The sequence below is a fragment of the Kitasatospora sp. NPDC057015 genome (assembly GCF_042673745.1).
In the GTDB taxonomy this organism is placed as follows: Bacteria; Actinomycetota; Actinomycetes; order Streptomycetales; family Streptomycetaceae; genus Kitasatospora.
This window is the reverse complement of record NZ_JBHUSG010000023.1, coordinates 106,637-132,522: the sequence shown is the minus strand read 5'-3', so window position 1 is coordinate 132,522 and position 25,886 is coordinate 106,637. Positions and strand designations below refer to the sequence as shown.

Below are 25,886 nucleotides of genomic sequence, written 5' to 3'. Positions count from 1 at the left end.
ACCCCCACCCTCCGACCCAACCGCCCCGAAACCCACACCCTCCACACCGCCACCGCCACCGCCCACACCACCGGCCACACCACCACCTGGCCCACCCACGGCCAAACCATCAACCTCCCCACCTACCCCTTCCAACGCACCCGCCACTGGCTGGACCTGCCCGAGACCGTCGGCGACGCCGCCGACCTGGGCCTGGACGCGGCGGGCCACCCGCTGCTGGGTGCCGCGGTACTGCTGCCGGAGGACGGCGGCGCGGTGGTCACCGGGCGGCTCTCGCAGCGCGCCCACGGCTGGCTGGCGGACCACGCGGTGGTCGGCACGGCCGTCCTGCCCGGCACCGCGTTCACCGAACTGGTGCTGAGCGCCGGCGAGGAGGTCGGCTGCGACGTCCTGGAGGAGCTCCAGCTCCAGACCGCGCTGACCGTCCCCGACCGGGGCTCCGTCCAGGTCCAGGTGACGATCGGCGCGGCGGACGGCGCGGGGCGCCGTCCGGTGACCGTCCACACCCGGGGCGACGGCGGCCAGACCGTGCTCGCCAAGGGCACCCTCGCCACCTCCGACGGCTCGCGGCCCGCCGCGGCGCCCGGGGCGTTCCCGCCCGCCGGCGCGGTCGAGGTGGACCTCGCCGGGCTCTACGACCGGCTCGGCGCCGCCGGCCTGGACTACGGACCGGCCTTCCAGGGCCTCCGGGCGGCCTGGCGGCACGGCGAGGAGGTCTACGCCGAGGTCGCGCTGCCCGAGGAGGTCGCGTCGGAGGGCTTCGGCCTGCACCCGGCGCTGCTCGACGCGGCGCTGCACCCGATGGCCTTCACCCCGGCCACCGCGGACGGGGAGGTCCGCCTCCCGCTGGCCTGGTCGGACGTGCGGCTGCACGCGGTCGGCGCCCGCTCGGCGCGGGTCCGGCTGACGCCCACCGGCCCGGACACCATCGCGATCTCGGTCGCGGACGCGCAGGGCGCCCCGGTGGCCGAGATCGGCGAACTGCGGGTCCGGGCGGCCCGGCCGGAGCATCTGGTGGCGCGGGGGCAGGAGAGCCTGTACGAGCTGCAGTGGCCCGCCCTGGCGCTGCCCGGCGACACCACCGCGACGCCCGTCACCGCGACGGCCGCCGACGCGGCGGCGCTGACCGGCGTCCCCGCCGACGCCGAGGTGGTGCTGGCCCACGTGCCGGCCGCCGACGCCGCCGACGGGGACGTGCCCCGCCGGGTGCGCGAGGTGCTCGACTGGGCGCTCGACCTGGCCCGGACCTGGCTGGCCGAGGACCGGTTCGCCGCCGCCCGCCTGGTGTTCGTCACCGAGGGCGGCACCGGCGAGCGGCCGCGGGACCTGGCGCACGCCGCGGTGTGGGGCCTGGTGCGCAGCGCGCAGACCGAGAACCCGGACCGCTTCGGCCTGGTGGACCTCGACGGCGCACCTGCCTCGACGGCGCTGCTGCCCGTGGCGCTGACGAGCGGCGAGCCCCAACTGGCCGTCACCGACGGGGCGCTGTCGGTGCCGCGCCTGGTGCGGGCCGCCGGCCGGGCCGCGGACGGACCGGGCGAGCCGGTGTTCGCCCCGGACGCGACCGTGCTGGTGACCGGGGCGACCGGTGTGCTCGGTGCGCTGATCGCCCGCCACCTGGTGACCGGGCACGGGGTCCAGCGGCTGCTGCTGGTCAGCCGGCGCGGCCCGGCCGCCCCGGGCGCGACCGAACTCCGCGCGGAACTGGTCGCCCTGGGCGCCCGGGAGGTGACGGTCGCGGCCTGCGACCTCGCCGACCGCGAGGCCCTGGCGGCGCTGCTGGCGCAGCACCCGGTGACGGGTGTGGTGCACTCGGCGGGTGTCCTGGACGACGCCACGATCGCCTCGCTCACCCCGGAGCGGCTGCACCGGGTGCTGGCCGCGAAGGTGGACGCCGCCTGGAACCTGCACGAACTCAGCCCGGACGCCTCGGTGTTCGCGCTGTTCTCCTCCGTCTCCGGCACGGTCGGCGGCGCGGGGCAGGCCAACTACGCGGCTGCCAACGCCTTCCTGGACGCCCTCGCCGCCCACCGGCGGGCACTGTCGCTGCCCGCGGTCAGCTACGCGTGGGGGCTGTGGGAGCAGGACGGCGCGGGCATGACCGAGTCGCTCGGTCAGGCCGACCTGGCCCGGATGGCGCGGATCGGCATCCTGCCGATCTCCGCCGCGCTGGGCCTGGAGCTCTTCGACGCGGGCCTGCGCTCGGAGCGGGCGGTGCTCGTCCCGGTCCGGCTGGACGTGTCGGCGCTGCGCGACCCGTCGCCCGTCCTGCGCGGCCTGGTGCGCACGCCGGCCCGCCGGGCCGTGGTGGAGGGCCCGGCGGCGCCGGTGTCGGTGACCGACCGGCTGGCGGGGCTCGCGGCGCCCGAACGGGCCGAAGCCCTACAGGACTTGGTGCAGGGGTACGTGGCCGAGGTGCTCGGGCACGCCAACGCCAAGGCCCTGGACGTCCAGCGGGGCCTGCTCGACCTGGGCATCGACTCGCTGACGGCGGTGGAGCTGCGCAACCGGCTCGGCGAGGCCCTGGGCCACCGGCTGCCGTCCACGGTGGTCTTCGACTACCCGACGATCGCCGGCCTGGCCGGCTACCTGGACGCCGAGGTGGTGCCGGCGCCGAAGTCCGGTCTGGCGGAGCTCGACCGGATCGAGGAGCTGCTGCTGGCGCTGCCGCCGCAGGACGAGGAGCGCCTGCTGCTGGCGCAGCGCCTGCAGGAGATGCTGACGAAGGCCCGTGGGCCGCTGGACGAGACCGCGCAGCTGTTGGAGTCGGCCTCCGACGACGACCTGTTCGACTTCATCGACGGTGAGCTCGGCATGAACTGAGCCCGGCCGCTCCCCGTACCGCCCGGGCGCCCCTTCGGGGGCTCCCGGGCGGTACTGCGCGTGGCCCCGCTCGCGACGCCCGGGGCGGTTCCCCGGGCCCCGGCCGTACGGCCGACACCCGGCCGGAGCAGGGCCGACGGGCCGACGTCCGGGCGGAGGCCGGCCGACGTCCGGCCCGAGGCCGGGCGGGACAGCGGGTCGGACGAGGGGACGGACAACGGGCCGGGCAACGGGAAAGGGCGGTACGGCTGCCGTCGCAGCCGTACCGCCCTTCAGACGGGCCCGGGGTACTACGCCTTGGCCGGGTCCTTGCAGAGCGTCATGGTGACGACCGCTTCCTTCTGGGACACGCGAGTCCACTCGCGGGTGCCGAACCAGCCCTTGTACTTGCCCTTGGTGCCGATCAGCGCCTGCGAGACGCCGGCGCCGCCGATCAGGGCGTTGACGTCGGCGGTGCCGATCGCGCTGACCTTGCTGCCGTTGGCGAAGGTCACCACGTCGTCGTAGTGGATGATGAGGTGGCCGTCGGACTCGCGCTGGTACAGGATCCGGCCGGTGCCCTTGACGTCGGCGACCTTGTTGCCGGCGGCGTCCTTGACCTCGTCGGTGTAGAAGCCGAAGTCGCCCACGCTCGCGCCGGCCGGGGCCGGGTCGTGGTAGTCCATGCTCGTGACGAACTCGGGCAGGTCCTTCCAGACCACGCAGGAGTTCGAGCCGGCGAGCTTCTTGTCCGGGGTGGCGCCGGCGTAGGCCGAACCGCCGAGCCCTGCGGTCAGCGCGAAGAGGGAGACGGTGACAGCCGCGAGTACAGCCGGCCGGGGCAGCTTGTTGCGCACTTGGTTTTTCTCCTGACTTGGGACACAGCCGTGCGCGATGAGTGTTCGCCGAACCGCTAAGCGCCTGCTAAAGCCCAAGGCTGCGAACTCCTGCTCCCACCGGGAGCGTTGGGTCGTCCCGTGCTCCCGGGGGCGGCCGCGCGCCGGCCGCCGCCGGCGGTGCGCTCGGCCCGCCCCGCGCGCCCGGACCCCCTGCCACCAGCCCTGCTGCGCCGAACACCGCCCCTTTAGACCGTCCTTAGGGGATCACTAGCCCCGCTGGCGATATTTGCGGAGCAGACCGGTGTCACGGACGAGAGGTAGTGGGTTACTCCGAATGGCGGCGAACGAGGACAAGCTCCGGGACTATCTCAAGCGCACCACCGTCGAACTTCGCCAGGCACGCGAACGGCTCCAGCACATGGAGTCGGCCAAGGGCGAGCCGCTGGCGGTGGTCGGCATCGGCTGCCGGTACCCCGGCGGGGTCCGTTCGCCGGAGGACCTCTGGAAGCTGGTGGAGGACGGCACCGACGCGATCGGCGCGTTCCCCACCAACCGCGGCTGGGACGTGGACGGGCTCTACGACCCGGACCCGGACCACCCCGGCACCTCGCACGCCCGCCACGGCGGATTCCTCTACGAGGCGGGCGAGTTCGACGCCCCGTTCTTCGGGATGTCCCCGCGTGAGGCGCTCGCCACGGACCCCCAGCAGCGCCTGCTGCTGGAGACGGCGTACGAGACCTTCGAGCGGGCCGGCATCGACCCGGCCACCCTGCGCGGCTCGCGGACGGCGGTGTTCACCGGCGTCATGTACGACGACTACGGCACCGGGTTCCAGCGGATGCCGGAGGAGCTGGAGGGCTACCTCGGCACCGGCAGCGCCGGCAGCGTCGCCTCCGGCCGCATCTCCTACGTGTTCGGCCTCGAAGGGCCGGCCATCACGGTCGACACCGCCTGCTCCTCCTCGCTCGTCGCCGTCCACCTGGCCGCGCAGGCGCTGCGCGACGGCCTGTGCGACCTCGCGCTCGCCGGCGGTGTGACGGTCATCGCCACCCCCAGCCTGTTCGTCGAGTTCAGCCGCCAGCGCGGCCTGTCGGAGGACGGCCGCTGCAAGGCGTTCTCCGCGAACGCCGACGGCACCGGCTGGGGCGAGGGCGCCGGCCTGCTGCTGCTGGAGCGCCTGTCGGACGCCCGGCGCAACGGCCACCGGATCCTCGGCCTGGTCAAGGGCACCGCCGTCAACCAGGACGGCGCGAGCAGCCGGCTCTCCGCCCCCAACGGCCCCGCCCAGCAGCGCGTGATCAAGGCCGCGCTGGCCGACGCGGGCCTGACCACCTCCGATGTCGACATCGTCGAGGCGCACGGCACCGGCACCACCCTCGGCGACCCGATCGAGGCGCAGGCCCTGCTCAACACCTACGGCCAGGGCCGCGAGCGGCCGGTCTGGCTGGGTTCGGTGAAGTCCAACATCGGCCACTCGCAGGCCGCCGCGGGCGCCGCGGGCATGATCAAGATGATCATGGCGATGCGCAACGGGCTGCTGCCCAAGACCCTGCACGCCGACGAGCCGAGCCCGCACATCGACTGGTCCTCCGGTGAGGTCCGACTGCTGACCGAGGCCCAGGAGTGGCCCGAGACCGGCCGGCCGCGCCGCGCCGCCGTCTCCTCCTTCGGCATCAGCGGCACCAACGCCCACGTCATCCTGGAGGAGCCGCCGGCCCCCGCCGCCGAGCCGGCCGAGGAGCCGGAGGCCGGCACCCCCGCCGCCGAACCCGGCCGGGCCGTCCCGTGGCTGCTCTCCGGCCGCAGCGAGGCCGCCGTCCGCGACCAGGCCCGCGCCCTGCTGGACGCCACCGAGCAGGACCCGGGCCTCGACCTCGCCGCGGCCGCCCGTACCCTCGCCCACGGCCGCGCCCGGCTCCCGCACCGCGCGGTGGTCGTCGGCGACGACCGCGAGGAGCTGCGCAGCGGCCTGCAGGCGCTGGCGAACGGCGTCACCGCGCCGAACGCGGCCGTCGGCACCGCCGAGGGCCGCGCGGGCCGTACGGTCTTCGTCTTCCCCGGGCAGGGCTCGCAGTGGGTCGGCATGGGTCTGGAACTCGCCGCCGCCTCCCCCGTGTTCGCCGAGCAGCTGCGCGCCTGCGACGAGGCCCTGTCGGAGTTCGTCGACTGGTCGCTGACCGACGTCCTGGGCGACCGCGAGCAGTTGGAGCGCGTCGAGGTCGTCCAGCCCGCGCTGTGGGCGGTGATGGTGTCGCTGGCGGCCCTGTGGCGCAGCCAGGGCGTCGAGCCCGACATGGTGATCGGCCACTCCCAGGGCGAGATCGCGGCGGCCGCGGTCAGCGGGATCCTCTCGCTCCGGGATGCCGCCCGCGTGGTGGCACTGCGCTCCCAGGCGATCGTGGCGCTGGCCGGTCAGGGTGCGATGGCGCAGGTCACCGCGCCCGCCGAGCAGGTCGAGGGCTACCTGACCGCGTGGGCGGGCCGGGTGTCGGTCGCGGCCGTCAACGGCCCCGCCGCCACCGTCGTCTCCGGCGACGAGGCCGGTGTCCTGGAGCTGACCGCCGCGCTGGAGGCCGACGGCATCGAGGTCCGCCGGATCCCGGTGGACTACGCCTCGCACTCGGTGCACGTGGAGTCCATCGAGGACGAGCTGGCGCGACTGCTGGCCCCGGTGCGTCCCGGTCCGGCCGCGGTGCCGTTCCACTCCACCGTCACCGGCGCCCTGGCACAGGGCCCCGAGCTGGACGGCGCCTACTGGTACCGCAACCTGCGCAACCCGGTGCTGCTGCACTCCACCGTCGAGGCGCTCGCCGCCTCCGGGCACACCCGCTTCCTGGAGATGTCGCCGCACCCGGTGCTGGTGAACCCGCTGCGGGACACCCTCGGCGAGCGCGGCACCGCCGGCGGCAGCCTGCGCCGCCGGCAGGGCACGCTGGTGCACTTCCGCACCTCGCTGGGCCGCGCACACGCCGAGGGCGCCACCGTGGACTGGCCGGCGATCGTGCCGGACGGCCCGCGCGCCGACCTGCCCACCTACCGCTTCCAGCGCGAGCACTACTGGGTGCACCGGCCCACCGGTGGCGACGTCACCTCGGCCGGCCTGCGCACCGCCGAGCACCCGCTGCTCGACGCCGCGCTCGACCTCGCCGACGGCGGGCTGGTGCTGACCGGCCGCCCCGGCACCGGCGCGCACGACTGGCTGGCCGGTCACAGCGTGCTCGGCCAGGCCCTGCTGCCCGGCACCGCGTACGTCGACCTCGCCCTGCACGCCGCCGACCTGGTCGGGTGCGCGGTGCTGGAGGAGCTGACGATCGAGGCCGCCCTCGGCATCCCGGAGACCGGCTCACCGCGCCTGCGGGTGACGGTCGGCGCCCCGGACGAGCAGGGCCGGCGCGGCATCGAGGTGCACTCGGCGCCGCCCGCCGACTCCGGCGAGACGGGCGAGGAGTGGACCCGGCACGCCGTCGGCCTGATCGCCCCCGGCGAGGCACCCGCCGCCCCGGCCACCGACCGCCTGACCCCACCGGACGGCGCCGTGGCACTGGCCGTGGACGGGCTCTACGACCGGCTGGCGGAGCGCTCCATCGGCTACGAGCCGGTCTACCGCGGGCTGCGGGCCGCCTGGCGGCACGGCCGCGACCTGTTCGCCGACGTGGAACTGACCACCGGCGCGGCCGGCTACGCCATCCACCCGGTGCTGCTGGACGCGGCCCTGCAGACGCTGTTCGTCGAGACCCCCGAGGACGACCCGCGGCTCCCCTTCACCTGGACGGGCGTACGCCTGCACGCCGTGGGCGCGACCGCCCTGCGGGTCCGGGTCTCGGAGACCGCCGACGGCACCTTCACCCTCACCGCGGTGGACGGCGCCGGCGCGCCGGTGCTGGAGGCGCGGGCGATCAGCACCCGCCCGGTACGGCTGGAGCAGCTGGTTCCGCAGCAGGGCCACTCGCTGCTGCGCCTGGAGTGGCAGCGGATCTCACCGCCGGCCGGGGCCGCGCCGCTCGACCGGGCGACCGTCCTGGGCATCGGCGGCGCCGCCGGGACGCCCGGCGAGGCCGGCGAGGGCCTGGCCGCGGTGCACGCCGGGGTGGCCGAGGCGCTCCGGGTGCTGGCCGAACTGCCCGAGGGGCACCGGCTCGTGGTGCACAGCCGCGGCGCGGTCGAGGTGGGCGAGCACGAGGGCCCGCCCGACCTGACGGCCGCGGCCGTGTGGGGCGTGCTGCGCTCGGCGCAGGCCGCGGACCCGGAGCGGATCGTGCTGGTCGACACCGACGAGCGGGTCGGCGCCGAGGAGGCCGCCCTGCGGGTCGCCGCACTGGCCCCGGGCGAGCCCCAACTCGCCCTGCGCGGCGGCGAACTGTTCGTCCCCCGGCTCGGCCGGGTGCGTACCTCCACCGAGGGCGGGCCGGACCGGGCCGACTGGCGGGGAGCCGCCCTGGTGACCGGACCCGACGCCGAGGCGGTCGCGGCCCGACTGGCGCAGGAGTACCCGGAGCTCGATCTGACGATCGCTCAGGATGTACTGGAAGAAGCAGCGTTGAGCGCGCTGATCGAGGGTCTCGGCCGGCCGCTGACGGCCGTCGTGCACGCCGGCGGCCCGGCCGTGGACACCGGGGCCGAAGACGGCGACACCGGGCTGAGCGCCCGGATCGACGCCGCCTGGAACGTCCACCGGGCCACCCGCGGACTCGGCGAGGGCCTGCGGCGCTTCGTCCTGCTGACCCCCGCCGCCGGCGTGCTCGGCGAGGAGGGCGGCGAGGAGGCCGCCTTCCTCGACGCGCTGGCCCGGCTGCGGCTCACCGAGGGCCTGCCCGGCGAGACGCTCGCCCTGACCGGCGCCGACCGGCTGACCGCCGCCGCCCTGGCGTCCGGCGAAGCCCGCCCGGTCGCCGCCGAGGTCGATCCGGCCGCCGCCCGCCGGACGGGCGAGGTCCCGGCCGTGCTGCGCGGCCTGGTCCGGGCCCGTACCCGGACCGCGGTCACCCCCGCCGGGGACGGCGCCCTCGCGGGCCGCCTCGCCGGGCTGCCGGAGGAGGAGCGCGTCCGGCTGCTGCGATCCCTGGTCCGCACCCACGCCTCCGCCGTGCTCGGCCACACCGCCTCCGGCGGCATCCGCGAGGACCAGGCGTTCAAGGAGCTGGGCTTCGACTCCCTCACCGGCGTCGAGCTGCGCAACCGCCTGAACGCGGCCACCGGCCTGCGGCTGCCCGCCACCCTGGTCTTCGACCACCCCACCCCGGCCGCGGTCGCCGCCCACCTGCTGACCGAGCTGGCCGGCGGCACCGCCGGCGCCGCCCCCGTGACACGGGCCGCCCTGGCCTCGGACGAGCCGATCGCCATCGTCTCGATGGGCTGCCGCTACCCGGGCGGTGTGCGCAGCCCCGAGGACCTGTGGAACCTGGTGGCCGCGGGCACCGACGCGATGACCTCCTTCCCGACCGACCGCGGCTGGGACCTGGAGCAGCTCTACCACCCGGACCCGGACCACGCCGGCACCACGTACACCCGCCACGGCGGGTTCGTCGACGACGCGGGCGACTTCGACCCGGCGTTCTTCGGGATGTCCCCGCGCGAGGCGCTCGCCACCGACCCCCAGCAGCGCCTGCTGCTGGAGACGGCGTGGGAGACCTTCGAGCGGGCCGGCATCGACCCGGCCACCCTGCGCGGCAGCCGCACCGGCGTCTTCACCGGGCTCATCTACACCGACTACGGCACCCGTTTCACGCCGCCGCCGGACCTCGAGGGCTACATCGGCACCGGCAGCGCCGGCAGCGTCGTCTCCGGGCGGGTCAGCTACGTCTTCGGTCTGGAGGGCCCGGCCGTCTCCGTCGACACGGCCTGCTCCTCCTCGCTGGTGGCCCTGCACATGGCGGCCCGGGCGCTGCGCTCCGGCGAGTGCGACATGGCGCTCGCCGGTGGTGTGGCGATCATGTCGACGCCGATGATGTACGTGCACTTCGCCCGCCAGCGCGGGCTGTCCGCGGACGGCCGCTGCAAGGCGTTCTCCTCGGACGCCGACGGCACGGCCTTCTCCGAGGGCGCCGGCCTGCTGCTGCTGGAGCGCCTGTCGGACGCGCAGCGCAACGGCCACCGGATCCTCGGCCTGGTCAAGGGCACCGCCGTCAACCAGGACGGCGCCACCAACGGCCTGACCGCGCCCAACGGCCCCTCGCAGCAGCGGGTCATCCAGGCCGCGCTCGCCGACGGCGGGCTGACCACCGCCGACGTGGACGCCGTCGAGGCGCACGGCACCGGCACCAACCTGGGCGACCCGATCGAGGCCCAGGCCCTGCTCGCCACCTACGGCCAGGGCCGCGACGAGTCGCGCCCGCTGCTGCTCGGCTCGGTCAAGTCCAACATCGGCCACACCCAGGCCGCCTCGGGCGTCGCCGGCGTCATCAAGATGGTGATGGCGATGCAGCACCAGGTGCTGCCCAGGACCCTGCACGTGAGCGAGCCCAGCCCGCACATCGACTGGTCCGCGGGCGCCGTCGAGCTGCTCACCGAGAGCGTCGCCTGGCCCGAGACGAACGGCCCGCGCCGCGCCGGCGTCTCGGCGTTCGGCATGAGCGGCACCAACGCGCACGTCATCCTGGAGCAGGCCCCGGCCGCCGCGGCGCCGGCCGACGCCACCACCCCGCCCGTGCTGCCCTGGCTGCTGTCGGCGAAGTCCGAGCCGGCGCTGCGCGAGCAGGCCCGGCAGCTGGCCGCGCTCGACCTCGACCCGGCGGAGACCGGCCGGTCGCTGGCGCTCGGCCGCTCCCACCTGGAGCACCGCGCGGCCGTGCTGGGCCGCGACCGGGAGGAACTGCTGGCCGCCCTGGCGGCACTGGCCTCCGGCTCGCACTCCGCGCAGCTGGTGCGGGGCACCGTCACCGGCGGCCGCACCGCCTTCCTGTTCTCCGGCCAGGGTGCGCAGCGCCCGGGCATGGGCCGCGAACTCCACGAGGCCCACCCGGTGTTCGCCGCCGCGCTGGACGAGGTGCTGGCGCACCTGGAGCCGGAGCTGCGCGAGGTCATGTGGGACGAGGACGCCACCCGGCTGAACCTCACCCGGTGGACCCAGCCGGCCCTGTTCGCCGTCCAGACCGCGCTGTACCGGCTGCTGACCCACCACGGGCTGCGCCCGGACCACCTGCTCGGCCACTCGATCGGTGAGATCAGCGCCGCGCACTGCGCCGGAGTGCTGTCCCTCGCGGACGCCTGCACCCTGGTGACCGAGCGCGCCCGGCTGATGCAGTCGGCGCCCGGCGGCGGCGCGATGGCGGCCCTGGAGGCCACCGAGGAGGAGGTGCTCGCCGCCCTCGCCGCAGGCGATGCACCCGCCGGCCACGTCACCGTCGGCGCCGTCAACGCCCGCAACTCCGTGGTCGTCTCCGGCGACGCCGACACCGTCGCGGCCGTCGTCGCGCACTGGCGGGCCGAAGGCCGGCGGACCTCCGAACTCAAGGTCAGCCACGCCTTCCACTCCGCCCACATGGACCCCATCCTCGACGAGTTCCGCACCGCCGCCGAAGCCCTCAGCTACGACCGGCCCACGATTCCCGTCATCTCCAACCTCACCGGCCAGCCCGTCGAGGCCTACGACGCCGACTACTGGGTGAACCACCTGCGCGGCGCCGTCCGCTTCGCCGACGGTCTCGCCACCCTGCACGAGGCCGGCGTCACCACGTACCTGGAGCTGGGCCCGGCACCGGTGCTGATCCCGCACGCGGCGCAGCTCGACGCCGAGGGCGGCGCCACGCTGCTCGCCACCCTGCGGCCCGGTCAGAGCGAGACCGCCGTCCTCGCGGCCGCCCTGGCCGGCGCGCACTGCGTCGGCGCGGCGGTGGACTGGGCGACGGTCTTCGGCGCCGGCAGCGCCGTCCACGCCGAGCTGCCCACCTACCCGTTCCAGCGGGAGCGGTTCTGGCTGACCGAACCGGTCGCGGCGGCCGGCGACGCGGGCAGCTTCGGCCTCACCCCGGGCGAGCACCCCGTCCTGCTGGCCACCACCCGCCACCCGGACCGGGACGAGATCCTGCTCACCGGAGCGCTGTCCACCCGGACCCAGCCGTGGCTGCGCGACCACGCCATCCGGGGCACGGTGATCATGCCGGGCACCGCGTTCCTGGACCTGGCGCTGCACGCGGCGGCCGAGGCGGGCGCCGAGGGCGTCGGCGAACTGGCCCTGGAGGCGCCCCTGGTGGTGCCGGACGGCGCCGCCGTGCAGATCCAGGTCCTGCTGGATCCCGAGGACGCCGAGGGCCGGCGCTCCTTCGCCATCCACTCGCGCGGCGCCGACGAGTCGTGGACCCGGCACGTCAGCGGCGTCGTCGGTCCGGTGGCCGCCCCCGAGGAGGAGCCGCAGGCCTGGCCGCCGGCCGGGGAGGCGTTCGACCTCACCGACGCCTACCAGCGGCTCTCCGGCCACGGCTACGACTACGGACCCGCCTTCCGCGGGATCCGGGCCGCCTGGAAGGACGGCGCGGACATCCACGCCGAGGTGGCGCTGCCCGAGGACGTCGACGTGGCCGGTCACACCGTCCACCCGGCGCTGCTGGACGCGGCGCTGCACGCCCTGCTGCTGGACACCTCCGCCGGCGGTGACACCAACCTGCCCTTCGCCTGGACGGGCGTGCGCCTGCACGCCGCCGAGGCGACCGTGCTGCGGGTGCGCATCACCCCGGACGGCCCGGGCCTGGTCCGGATCACCGCCGCCGACGTGACCGGCGCCCCGGTGCTGAGCGCGGAGGGCCTGTCGATGCGCCCGCTCGGCGCCGACGCCTCGGTACGCCCGGACGCCCCGCTGCTCACCGTCGAGTGGACACCGCTGCCCGAGGGCGCGCCCACCTCCCAGGGCACGCCCTGGGCCGAGCTGGAGGCCCCGGGCACCCCGGTCGCCCCGGTCCTGGTGCACCGGGCGACGGGCGGCCCGGCCGCCACGCTGGCCGCCCTGCAGAGCTGGCTCGCCGACGAGTCGCTGGCCGAGACCCGGCTGGTGGTGCTCACCCGCGGCGCGATCGCCGTGAACCGGAACGGCGGCGAGGCGGCCGAGGACGTCACCGACCTTGGCGGCGCGGCCGTCTGGGGCCTGGTGCGCTCCGCGCAGTCGGAGCACCCGGACCGGATCGTCCTGCTGGACGCGGAGCCCGGCGCCGACCAGACCGACGCCCTGGAGGTGGCCCTGGCCGCGGGCGAGGGCCAGGTGGCCGTCCGGGCCGGCCGCGGCCACGTGCCGCGCCTGGTGCGGAGCACCGCACAGCCGGCGGCGCCGACGGCGTACGACCCGGCCGGCACCGTCCTGATCACCGGTGGCACCGGCACCCTGGGGGCCGTGGTGGCCCGGCACCTGGTCGCCACCCACGGCGTGCGGCACCTGCTGCTGGTCAGCCGCAGCGGCCCGGACGCGCCCGGCGCGGCCGAACTGGTCGCCGAACTGGCCGAGTCGGGTGCCGAGGCGACGATCGCGGCCTGCGACGTGGCCGACGCCGCGGCGGTCGCCCTGCTGCTGGACGGCCTGCCCGCCGAGCACCCGCTGACCGCGGTGGTCCACGCGGCCGGGACGGTCGACGACGCCACCGTCGAGTCCCTGACGGCGGACCGCCTGGCCGCGGTGCTGCGCACCAAGGCCGACTCGGCCCGGGTGCTGCACGAGCTCACCCGCGGACGCGAGCTGGACGCCTTCGTGCTGTTCTCCTCCGCCGCCGCCACCTTCGGCGGGCCCGGCCAGGGCAACTACGCCGCGGCCAACGCCTACCTGGACGGCCTGGCGGCGCACCGGCGGGCGAACGGCCTGCCGGCCACCTCGCTGGCCTGGGGCCTGTGGGCGCAGGCCAGCGGCATCACCGGCAACCTGAGCGAGGCCGACCTGCAGCGGATGCGCCGCGGCGGCATCGCCGCGATGCCCTCCGAGCAGGCGCTGGCCCTCTTCGACGCGGCCGTCGCCCTGCCGGGAGCGGCCTTCGTGGCCGCGCAGTTGGAGCTCCCGGCGCTGCGCGAGCAGGCCCGGGCCGGCGAACTGCCGCCCCTCTTCTCCAAGCTGGTCCGTACCGGTGTGCGGCGCGCCGCGCGGCCGGGCGGCGACGGCGCCCTCCAGGGGCTGGCGGCGGAGCTCGCCGGCCTGCCGGAGGACCAGCAGCGGCAGGCGCTGTCGCAGGCCGTGGCCGCGCAGGTGGCCGCCGTGCTCGGCCACTCCTCGGCCGACTCGCTGCCGGTCGACCGGGCGTTCAAGGACCTGGGCTTCGACTCGCTGACCGCCGTCGACCTGCGCAACCGCCTCGGTGCGGCGACCGGCCTGCGGCTGCCCGCCACCCTGGTCTTCGACCACCCCACCCCGGCCGCCGTCGCCGAGTACGTCCGCGGCAAGCTGCTCGGCGCCGGTGCGCCGGTGGCGGCCGCCGCGGGCCGCCGGCGCAGGTCGGGGGACGACGAGCCGATCGTGGTGGTGGCCGCGGGCTGCCGCTTCCCCGGCGGCGTGCGCTCCCCCGAGGACCTGTGGCGGCTGGTGGCGAGCGGCACCGACGCGATCGGCGAGTTCCCCACCGACCGGGACTGGGACGCCGAGGCGCTGTACGACCCGGACCCGGACCACCTGGGCACCACGTACTCCACCCAGGGCGGATTCCTGTACGACGCCGCCGACTTCGACGCCGCGTTCTTCGGGATGTCGCCGCGTGAGTCGCTCGCCACCGACCCCCAGCAGCGGCTGCTGCTGGAGACCGCGTGGGAGACCTTCGAGCGGGCCGGCATCGACCCGGCCTCCCTGAAGGGCAGCCGCACCGGCGTCTTCACCGGCATCATGTACGACGACTACGGCGCCCGGCTGGTGGAGAACACCCCCGAGGGGTTCGAGGGCTTCATCGGTACCGGCAGCGCGAGCAGCGTGGCCTCCGGCCGGGTGTCCTACGTGTTCGGGCTCGAAGGCCCGGCCATCACCATCGACACGGCCTGCTCCTCCTCGCTGGTGGCCGTCCACCTGGCGGCGCAGTCGCTGCGCAGCGGCGAGTGCGACCTCGCGCTGGCCGGCGGCGCCACCGTGATGGCGACGCCGACGGTGTTCGTGGAGTTCAGCCGTCAGCGCGGGCTCTCCTCCGACGGCCGCTGCAAGGCGTTCTCGGCGGACGCCAACGGCACCGGCTGGGGCGAGGGTTCGGGCCTGCTGCTGCTGGAGCGGCTCTCCGACGCACGCCGCAACGGCCACCAGGTGCTGGCCGTGGTCAAGGGCTCGGCGGTCAACCAGGACGGTGCGAGCAACGGCCTGACCGCGCCCAACGGGCCCTCGCAGCAGCGGGTGATCCGGACGGCGCTGGCCGGCGCGGGGCTGACCCCGGCCGACGTGGCGGTCGTCGAGGCGCACGGCACCGGCACCTCGCTGGGCGACCCGATCGAGGCCCAGGCCCTGATCGAGACCTACGGCCAGGGCCGCCCGGAGGACCAGCCGCTCTGGCTGGGCTCGATCAAGTCCAACATCGGCCACACCCAGGCCGCCGCGGGTGCGGCCGGCCTGATCAAGATGATCATGGCGATGCGGTACGGGATGCTCCCGAAGACCCTGCACGCCGAGCAGCCCAGCCCGCACGTCGACTGGTCGGCCGGCGCGGTCGAGCTGCTGACCGAGGCCGTCGACTGGCCGCGCGGCGAGCAGCCGCGCCGGGCCGCGGTCTCCTCCTTCGGCATCAGCGGCACCAACGCCCACGTCATCCTGGAGGAGCCGCCGGCCCCCGCCCGGACGCCGGCCCCCGCCGTGAGCGAGCCGCCGGCCACCCCGTGGGTGCTGTCGGGCCGCAGCGAGCAGGCCCTGCGCGACCAGGCCGGACGCCTGCTGGACTTCGTCCGCGAGGACGAGCGGCCGAGCCCCGCCGAGATCGGCCGGGCGCTGGCCACCTCGCGGTCGAGGTTCGAGCACCACGCCGTGGTGACCGGGGCCGGACGCGAGGAGCTGCTCGCCGGTCTGGCCGCACTGGCGGTCGGGCAGAGCGCCCCGAACGCCGTGCTGGGCCGGGTCGGCGCCGGCGGCAAGACCGCGCTGCTGTTCTCCGGTCAGGGGTCGCAGCGGCCCGGCATGGGCCGCGAACTCCACGCAGCCCACCCCGTCTTCGCCAAGGCCTTCGACGAAGCCCTCACCCACCTCACCCCCGAACTGCGCGAAGTCATGTGGGAGGACCCCGACGCCACCCGCCTCAACCGCACCGAGTACACCCAACCCGCCCTCTTCGCCTTCCACACCGCCCTCCACCACCTCCTCCGCAGCTGGAACATCACCCCCGACGCCCTCATCGGCCACTCCATCGGCGAGATCAGCGCCGCCCACTGCGCCGGAGTACTCACCCTCGCCGACGCCTGCACCCTGGTGACCGAGCGCGCCCGACTCATGCAGTCGGCGCCCGGCGGCGGCGCGATGGCGGCCCTGGAGGCCACCGAGGAGGAGGTGCTCGCCGCGCTCGCCGCAGGCGATGCACCCGCCGGCCACGTCACCGTCGGCGCCGTCAACGCCCGCAACTCCGTGGTCGTCTCCGGCGACGCCGACACCGTCGCGGCCGTCGTCGCGCACTGGCGGGCCGAAGGCCGGCGGACCTCCGAACTCAAGGTCAGCCACGCCTTCCACTCCGCCCACATGGACCCGATCCTCGACGAGTTCCGCACCGCCGCCGAAGCCCTCAGCTACGACCGGCCCACGATTCCCGTCATCTCCAACCTCACCGGCCAGCCCGTCGAGGCCTACGACGCCGACTACTGGGTGAACCACCTGCGCGGCGCCGTCCGCTTCGCCGACGGCATCACCACCCTGCACGAGAGCGGCTTCACCGCCTTCGTGGAGGTCGGGCCGCAGGCCGTGCTCACCCCGCTGGCCCAGGGGGCGCTGCCCGAGGACCGGCTGGCCGTGGCCACCGTCCGCCGGGACCGCCCCGAGACGGCGACGGTGGCGGCCGCGGTCGCCACCCTGCACGCGCAGGGCCACCCGGTGGACTGGGCCGCCTTCTTCGGCGGGCCGGCGACCCACGTCGACCTCCCCGTCTACGCCTTCCAGCACGAGCCGTACTGGCTGCGGACCGCGGCCTCGGCCGCCGGCCTGGAGCGGGCCGGGCTGGCCAGCGCGGACCACCCGCTACTGGACGCCGGTGTCGAACTGGCCGGCGGGGCGGGAGCGGTCTTCACCGGCCGGATCTCGCTCGACGAGCACCCCTGGCTCGCCGACCACGCGGTGCACGGAGTGCCGCTGCTGCCCGCGACGGCCTTCCTGGAGATGGTGCTGCGGGCCGGCGCCGCGACCGGCAGCGACCTGATCGAGGAACTGACGCTGCGTGAGCCGCTGGTGCTGCCGGAGCGCGGCGGCATCCTGGTCCAGGTGGTGGTCGGCCCGGCCGGGCCGTCGGGCCGCCGCACGGTCACCGTGCACTCCCGCCCGCACTCGGCGGGCGGCGAGCCCGAGCAGGACTGGACGCTGCACGCCGGCGGCCTGCTGGCCACCGCCGCCGACGCCGCCGGCGAGGTGGAGCACGACACGTCCTGGCCGCCGCCGAAGGCCGCGAACGCCGTACCGGTCGACGAGGTCTACGGCCCCATGACCGACGCGGGCGTGGAGTACGGACCGGTGTTCCGGGCGCTGCGCGCCGCCTGGCAGTGGGAGTCCGGGGAGGACCGGGCCCTGTACGCGGAGGTGGCACTGCCCGACGGCACCGGAGCCGAGCGCTTCGGCGTCCATCCGGCGCTGCTGGACGCCTCGCTGCACGTCCTCGGCCTGCTCCAGCAGCCCGGTGAGACGCGGCTGCCGGTGTCCTGGTCCGGGGTGCGCTTCCACGCCGCGGGCGCCGAAGCCGTCCGGGTGCGCGCCGTACCGACCGGGGACGACTCGGTGTCGATCACCGTCTCGGACGCCACGGGCGCGCCGGTGGTGACGGTCGACACCCTGGTGGTGCGCCCGGTCTCCGCCGACCAGCTGCCGGCGGCCCGGCACGACGACCTGTTCCGCCTGGAGTGGACGGCCGTACCGCAGCCGCAGCCGGCCCCCGGCAGCGTCTGGGCGGTGCTCGGCGAGGACGTCGGCGGCCTGTCCGCGGCCGGCCTGGCCGAGCGGTACGAGGACCTCGCGGCCCTGCGACAGGCCCTGGACGGCGGGGCGCCGGTGCCCACCGCGGTGCTGGTCCCCTGCCTGCCCGCCGACGCCCGCTCCACGGACCCGGTGACGGCGGCCCACGCCGCCACCGGCGCCGCCCTGGCCCTGATCCAGGAGCGGTTCGACGACGACCGGCTCGCCGCGGCCCGCCTGGTGTTCGTCGGCGAGCAGGCCGCCGCGGTGACCGTCGCCGGCGAGCCGGCCGGTCGCGGTGGCGGCACCGGCAGCGCGGCCCCGGCCGCGTCCGCCGTGTGGGGCATGGTGCGCAGCGCCGAGTCGGAGAACCCCGGACGGTTCGGGCTGCTCGACCTCGACGAGGGCGGCCGGGAGGCGGCCGCGGTCGCGGCGGCCCTCATCGCGATCGCCGAGGGCGAGCCGCAGATCGCCCTGCGGGACGGCGGGCTGTACGCCCCGCGGCTGAGCCGGGCCAAGGTGGCCCCGGCCACCGGCGGTCTCGGGCTGGACCCGGAGGGCACCGTCCTGATCACCGGCGGCACCGGCGCGCTGGGCGGGCTGCTGGCCCGGCACCTGGTCGCCGAGCACGGCGCGCGCCGCGTGGTCCTGGTGGGCCGCCGCGGACTGCTGACCCCGGGGGTGGCCGAACTGGCCGCCGAACTCGCCCCGGAGGTGACCGTCGCCGCCTGCGACGTCACCGACCGGTCCGCCCTGGAGAAGCTGCTGGACGACATCCCGGCCGAGCACCCGCTCACCGCGATCGTGCACGCGGCCGGAGTCATCGAGGACGCCACCGTCGGCAGCCTGACGCCCGAGCAGTTGCACCGGGTGCTGCGGCCCAAGGTCGACGCGGCCTGGAACCTGCACGAGCTGACCCGGAGCCTCCCGCTCGCCGCGTTCGTGCTCTTCTCCTCGGCCGCCGGCGCCACCGGCAACCCGGGGCAGGCGAACTACGCGGCGGCGAACACCTTCCTGGACGCCCTCGCCGCCCACCGCAGGTCGCTCGGCCTGGCGGCGAACTCGCTCGCCTGGGGCATGTGGGCACCGGACGGCGGCATGGCCGCCACCCTGGACGAGGCGAGCCGGGCCAGGACCCGCCGCGGCGGCATCCTGCCGATGTCGGCGGCCGAGGGCCTGGCGCTGTTCGACGCGGCGCTCGCCCTGGACGAGGCGGCCAGCGTCCCGGCCAAGGTGGACTACGCGGCGCTGCGCGCCCAGGCCTCCGCGGGCGGCCTGCCGCCGCTGTACCGGGCGCTGGTCCGCGGGGCCGGTGAGCCGGTCCGCCGGGCCGCCGCCCCGGCCGGGGTGCCGCTCGCCGAACGGCTGGCCGAGCTGTCGGAGCCCGAGCGCCACGACCTGCTGCTGGACCTGGTGACCGCCGAGGTCGCCTCCGTCCTCGGGCACACCTCGCCCGGCGGCATCGACGCCGCCAAGGCGTTCACCGAGCTCGGTTTCGACTCGCTGACCGCCCTGGAACTGCGCAACCGCCTGACCACCGTCTCCGGTCTCAAGCTGTCCGCGACGCTGGTCTTCGACTACCCGACCCCGGCCGCCCTGGCCGGGCACCTGGTCCGCGAGGTCCAGCCGGCCCCGGAGTCCGACGAGGCCCGGCTCCGCAGGCTGCTGGACGCCGTACCGTTCGCCCGTCTCAAGAGCGCCGGGCTGGTCGAGCTGCTGACGCGGCTGGCCGACGGCGGCGACGGCCCGGATGATCCCGCCCCCGGCGACGACGACACGGTCGCGATCGACGACATGGACGTCGACGACCTCGTGTCGCTGGCCTTCGAAACGACGGAGTGAAGGAGTCCCCCATGGCGACGCCCGACCAGAAGGTTGTGAACGCGCTGCGCGCCGCGCTCAAGGAGAACGAGCGCCTGCGCCAGGCCGCACGGCTGACGGCCGCCGTCACGCCGGACGAGCCGATCGCCGTCGTGGCGATGGGATGCCGCTACCCGGGCGGCGTCCGCTCCCCCGAGGACCTGTGGCAGCTGGTGGAGGCCGGCACCGACGCGGTCGGCGAGTTCCCCGCCGACCGCGACTGGGACCTGGCCGGCCTCTACGACCCGGACCCGGACCACGCCGGCACCACGTACACCCGCCACGGCGGATTCCTGTACGAGGCGGGCGAGTTCGACGCCGACTTCTTCGGCATGTCCCCGCGTGAGGCACTCGCCACCGACCCCCAGCAGCGGCTGCTGCTGGAGACGGCGTGGGAGACCTTCGAGCGGGCCGGCATCGACCCGGCCGGCCTGAAGGGCAGCCGCACCGGCGTGTTCGCCGGCGTGATGTACGACGACTACGCCACCCGCGCGGTCAACCCCCCGGCCGACCTGGAGGGCTACCTCGGCACCGGCAGCGCCGGCAGCGTGGCCTCCGGCCGGGTCAGCTACGTGCTGGGGCTGGAGGGGCCGTCGGTGACCATCGACACCGCCTGCTCCTCCTCGCTGGTGGCCGTCCACCTGGCGGCGCAGTCGCTGCGCAGCGGCGAGTGCGAGCTGGCGCTGGCCGGCGGTGTCACGGTGATCGCCACGCCGGGCCTGTTCGTCGGCTTCGGCCGCCAGCGCGGCCTGTCGCCGGACGGGCGCTGCAAGGCGTTCTCCGCCGAGGCGGACGGCACCGGCTGGGGCGAGGGCGTCGGCCTGCTGCTGCTGGAGCGGCTGTCGGACGCGCGCCGCAACGGGCACCGGGTGCTCGGCCTGGTCAAGGGCTCCGCCGTGAACCAGGACGGTGCCAGCAACGGCCTGACCGCCCCCAACGGCCCCTCGCAGCAGCGGGTGATCCAGGCCGCCCTGGAGGCGGCCGGGCTGACCACCGCCGACGTGGACGCCGTCGAGGCGCACGGCACCGGCACCTCGCTGGGCGACCCGATCGAGGCGCAGGCGCTGCTCGCCACCTACGGCCAGGGCCGTCCGGAGGACCAGCCGCTCTGGCTGGGCTCGATCAAGTCCAACATCGGCCACACCCAGGCCGCCGCCGGCGTCGCCGGCATCATCAAGATGATCATGGCGATGCGGCAGCACACCCTGCCCCGGACACTGCACGCCGAGCGGCCCAGCCCGCACGTCGACTGGACCTCCGGCCAGGTCCGGCTGCTCGACCGGGCCGTCGAGTGGCCCGCCACCGGGCGCCCGCGGCGCGCGGCGGTCTCCTCCTTCGGCATCAGCGGCACCAACGCCCACGTCGTCCTGGAGCAGGCCCCCGAGCCGGCCCCCGGACCGGCCGTACCGGCCCCCGGATCCGGGAGCGCACCGCAGAGCGCGCCGGTCGCGGCGCCCGCCGTACTGCCGTGGCTGCTCTCCGCCCGCTCCGAGGCGGGCCTGCGCGAGCAGGCCGACCGGCTGCTCGAACAGCTGGGCCGGGCCGAGGGCGTCGAGCCCGCGGCCGTCGGCGCGGCGCTCGCCGGCACCCGCTCGCACCTGGAACTGCGGGCGGCCGTGGTCGCCGCGGACGCGGACGCGCTCGCCGAGGGCCTGGCGGCGCTCGCCGAGGGGCGGCCGTCCCCCGCCCTGACGCAGCGCCGGTCCGCCTCGGGCAAGACGGCGTTCCTGTTCTCCGGCCAGGGCTCGCAGCGGCTCGGCATGGGCCGCGAACTCTACGACGCCCACCCGGTGTTCGCCGCCGCCCTGGACGCCGCACTCGCCCACCTCGAACCCGGCCTCAAGGAGGTGATGTGGGGCGAGGACGCCGACGCCCTCAACGAGACCCGGCACGCCCAGCCCGCCCTCTTCGCCTTCCAGAGCGCCCTCTACCGCCTGCTGGAGAGCTGGGGCCTCGTCCCGGACCAGTTGCTCGGCCACTCCATCGGCGAGCTGACCGCCGTGCACTGCGCGGGCGTGCTCTCCCTCGTCGACGCCTGCGCCCTGGTCACCGCCCGCGCCCGACTGATGTGGTCCGCCCCCGCCGGCGGCGCCATGATCGCCGTCCAGGGCACCGAGGACGAGATCACCGCCACCCTCACCGACGGCACCACCGTCGCCGCCGTCAACTCCCCCACCTCCGTCGTCATCTCCGGCGACACCCAAGCCGTCACCACCCTCGGACAGAACTGGCGCGACCAGGGCCGCAAGACCTCCACCCTCAAGGTCAGCCACGCCTTCCACTCCGCCCACATGGACCCGATCCTCGAAGACTTCCGCACCGAGGCCGCCGAACTGACCTACGGTCCGGCGAGGATCCCGGTGGTCTCCAACCTGACCGGCAAGGTCGTCCGGGAGTTCGACGCCGACTACTGGGTGCGCCACCTGCGCGGCGCCGTCCGCTTCGCCGACGGCATCACCGAACTCCACCGCCGCGGCGCCACCACCTACGTCGAGATCGGCCCCGACCCCGTCCTCACCGCCCTCGCCGCCGAGACCCTGCCCCCCGACAGCACCGCCACCATCCACACCCTGCGCCGGGACCGCCCCGAGACGGCCGAGGCGGTCACCGCCCTGGCCCGGGCGCACTGCGCGGGCGCCCGGGTGGACTGGCCGGCGTTCTTCGGCCCGGCCCCGGCCGGGCAGGCGCTCGAACTGCCCACCTACGCCTTCCAGCACCGCACCTACTGGCTGCCGATGCAGGCGCACGGCACCGACGTCTCCGCCGCCGGTCTGCGCCGGCCCGAGCACCCGCTGCTGGGCGCCGCCCTGTCGCTGGCCGACGGTGACGGGCTGGTGCTGACCGGCCGGATCTCGCTCACCGCGCAGCCGTGGCTGACGGACCACCGGGTCGGCGGATCCGTCCTGCTGCCGGGCACCGCCTTCGTGGACCTGGCGCTGCACGCCGGCGACCAGGTCGGCTGCGGCCGGCTGGACGACCTCGTCCTGCAGGCCCCGCTGGTGGTCCCCGAGGGCCGCTCGGTCGAGCTCCAGCTCACCGTCGGCCCGGCGGACGAGGAGGGGCGCCGCACCCTCGCGTTCTACTCCCGCCCGCAGACCGAGGACGGCCGCGAGGAGTGGACGCCGCACGGCACCGGCGCCCTCGTCCCCGACTCCGCCACGGCACCGGCGAGCACCTCGGCCTGGCCCCCGCCGGGCGCCGTCCGCCACGACACGGACGAGCTGTACGCCTCGCCCGACCCGCAGGGCCTGGACTACGGCCCGGTGTTCCAGGGCCTGCGCGCCGCCTGGCGCGACGGCGACACCTGGCACGCCGAGGTCGCCCTGCCCGAGGGCACCGACACCGCCGGCTTCGGCCTGCACCCCGCCCTGCTGGACGCCGCCCTGCACACCCTCGGGCTCGCCCCGGAGAGCGGCGGCCCGCGCCTCCCGTTCTCCTGGGCGGGCGTCGAACTGCACGCGAGCGACGCCACCGCCCTGCGGGTCACCCTCACCCCCGCCGGCGAGGACACCGTCGCGATCACCTGCACCGACGCCGACGGCGCCCCGGTACTGACCGCCGAGGCGCTGACCGTCCGCCCGCTGCCCACCGGGCAGCCGGCCGCGGCGGCCGCGACCGACGACCTGTACCAGGTGCTCTGGTCGGCGCAGCCGACCCCCGAGGAGGTGCCGGCGGTCCGTCACCTGACGATCGACGGCCCGGCCGGGCTCGCCCTGCCGGAGGCCGCGGCGGCCGAGGTCCTGGTGCTGCGCCCGCCGGCCGGGGACGACCCGCGGGCCGCCCTCGAACCGGTGCTGGAGACCCTCCAGGCGTGGCTGGCCGACGACCGGTTCGCCGACGGCCGGCTCGCGGTCGTCACCCGCCGCGCGGTCGCCGCCCAGCTCGGCGAGGACGTCGCCGACCTGGCGGGGGCGGCGGTGTGGGGCCTGGTGCGCTCGGCGCAGTCCGAGCAGCCCGGCCGCTTCCTGCTGGTCGACACCGACCGCGACGACGCCGACCCGGGCGCCGCGCTGGGCGCCGTCCTGGCGTCGGGCGAGCCGCAGGTCGCCCTGCGCGAGGGCCGGCTGCTGGTGCCGCGGCTGCGGCGGTACACGCCGTCCGGTCTGGTCACCCCCGACGGACCGTGGCGACTGGGCGTCACCGAGAAGGGCACGCTGGAGAACTTCACCCTGCTGCCCGACGAGGAGGCCGGGCGGCCGCTCGGCGCGGGCGAGGTCCGGGTCTCGGTGCGGGCCACCGGCCTGAACTTCCGTGACGTGCTGATCGCGCTCGGGATGTACCCGGGCGAGGCACCGCTCGGCTCCGAGGGCGCGGGCGTCGTCACCGAGATCGCGCCGGACGTCACCGGCGTGGCCGTCGGCGACCGCGTGATGGGCCTGTTCACCGGCGGCATGGCGCCGACCACGGTGACCGACCACCGCTACGTGTCGCCGATCCCGGCCGGCTGGTCGTTCGCGCAGGCCGCCGCCACCCCGATCGTCTACCTCACCGCCTGGTACGGGCTGACCGACCTCGCGGACCTGCGCCCCGGCGAGAAGGTCCTGATCCACGCCGCCACCGGCGGCGTCGGCACCGCCGCCACCCAGATCGCCCACCACCTCGGCGGCGAGGTCTACGGCACCGCCAGCCCCGGCAAGTGGCCCGTCCTGCGCGGACAGGGCCTCGACCAGGACCACATCGCCAACTCCCGCACCACCGACTTCCACCGCCAGTTCCTCGGTCACACCGCCGGCGCCGGCATGGACGTCATCCTCAACTCCCTCGCCCGCGAGTTCGTCGACGCCTCCCTCGACCTGCTGCCGAACGGCGGCCGGTTCCTGGAGATCGGCAAGACCGACATCCGCGACCCCGAGGCCATCGGCGCCCGGTACACGGGTGTCGACTACCTGCCCTTCGACCTGATGGACGCCGGCCCCGACCGGATCCAGCAGATGTTCGGTGAGCTCGGCGCGCTGTTCGCGGACGGCACCCTGTTGCCGCTCCCGGTCACCGCGTTCGACATGCAGCAGGCTCCGGAGGCCTTCCGGCACATGAGCCAGGCCAAGCACACCGGCAAGCTGGTCGTCACCATCCCGGCCGCGCTCGGCCCCGAGGGCACCGTCCTGATCACCGGCGGCACCGGCACCCTCGGCGCCCTCACCGCCCGCCACCTCGTCACCGAACACGGCGCCCGCCACCTGCTCCTCCTCAGCCGCCGCGGCGCAGCCGCGCCCGGCGCCACCGAACTCGCCGCGGAGCTGGAGGCGGCCGGCGCCACCGTCACCCTCGCCGCCTGCGACACCGCCGACGAGAACGCCCTCGCCGACGCCCTCGCCCGCATCCCCACCGCACACCCCCTCACCGCCGTCCTGCACATCGCCGGCACCGCCGACGACACCACGATCGACAACCTGACGCCCAAGCACCTGGACACGGTGCTGGGCGCCAAGGCCACCACCGCCTGGAACCTGCACCGCCTCACCGCCGACCAGGACCTCGCGGCGTTCGTGATGTTCTCCAGCCTCGCGGGCACCCTGGGCAACCCCGGCCAGGGCAACTACGCCGCCGCCAACACCTACCTGGACGCGCTGGCCCACCACCGCAGCACCCTGGGCCGGGCCACCACCAGCCTCGCCTGGCCGCTGTGGGAGCAGACCAGCACCATCACCGAGCACCTGGACGCCGCACAGCTGTCCAAGATCCGGGAGACCGGCCTGACGCCGCTGCCCTCGGACCGCGGCATGCGCCTGCTCAGCTCGGCGATCGCCCAGCGCACGCCGAACCTGGTGCCGGCCCTGATCGACACCGGCCGGCTGCGGGCGGCGGCCGGTGCGCTGCCGCCGATCCTGAGCGCGCTGGTGCGGGTGCGGCGGACGGCCGCGGCCGCCACCGCGAGCGGCCCGTCCCTGCACTCCCGGCTCGCCGGCCTGGGCACCGGGCAGCGCCGCGCCCTGGTGCAGGAGACGGTGCTGGCGAACATCGCCACCGTCCTCGGCCACGGCGCCCAGGACACCATCGGCCTGCAGCGCACCTTCAAGGAGCTCGGCTTCGACTCCCTGACCGCGGTGGAGCTGCGGAACCGCCTCAACAGCGCCACCGGACTGCGGCTGTCCGCGACCCTGGTCTTCGACCACCCGACGCCGGCCGCGCTCGCCGCCCACGTGGCGGACGAACTGGCCCCGTCCGACGGGGAGGAGCAGCCGCCCGCGCTCGCCGAGCTGGAGCGGCTGGAAGCCGCCCTCGCCGGTGGCGCCCTCGACGGCGAGCACCACCGGACCGTCACCACCCGCCTCCAGGCACTGCTGCGCACGCTGTCCGCCGACGAGTCCGAGGCCGATCTCGAAACGGCCACCGACGACGAGCTCTTCGACGCGCTCGACAGCGAACTCGGGTTCTAG

Annotated in this window: 4 protein-coding genes; 3 read left to right on the top strand and 1 reads right to left on the bottom strand. The window is 75.9% G+C overall.

Annotated features, from left to right (window positions below):
• A partial coding sequence (locus ACFTWP_RS22150; protein ID WP_380266367.1) for a type I polyketide synthase occupies nt 1-2,823 on the top strand: 2,823 nt, incomplete at its 5' end.
• A 290-nt stretch (nt 2,824-3,113) separates the two neighbouring features.
• Here ACFTWP_RS22150 and ACFTWP_RS22145 read toward each other — a convergent pair.
• Nucleotides 3,114-3,659: a hypothetical protein gene (locus tag ACFTWP_RS22145; protein ID WP_380266366.1), complete on the bottom strand. Its 546-nt coding sequence runs from the start codon at nt 3,657-3,659 to the stop codon at nt 3,114-3,116.
• Nucleotides 3,660-3,975: 316 nt separating this feature from the next.
• Between ACFTWP_RS22145 and ACFTWP_RS22140 the strand changes: the two genes are divergently transcribed.
• Together ACFTWP_RS22140 and ACFTWP_RS22135 are read left to right on the top strand one after the other, a co-directional pair.
• Nucleotides 3,976-19,491 (top strand): SDR family NAD(P)-dependent oxidoreductase, encoded by a 15,516-nt coding sequence (locus tag ACFTWP_RS22140; protein WP_380266365.1) that lies wholly within the window; start codon nt 3,976-3,978, stop codon nt 19,489-19,491.
• 11 nt (nt 19,492-19,502) lie between these two features.
• Nucleotides 19,503-25,886 carry an SDR family NAD(P)-dependent oxidoreductase gene (locus tag ACFTWP_RS22135; RefSeq protein ID WP_380266364.1) on the top strand — a complete coding sequence of 2,128 codons (6,384 nt, stop codon included), beginning with the start codon at nt 19,503-19,505 and terminating at the stop codon, nt 25,884-25,886.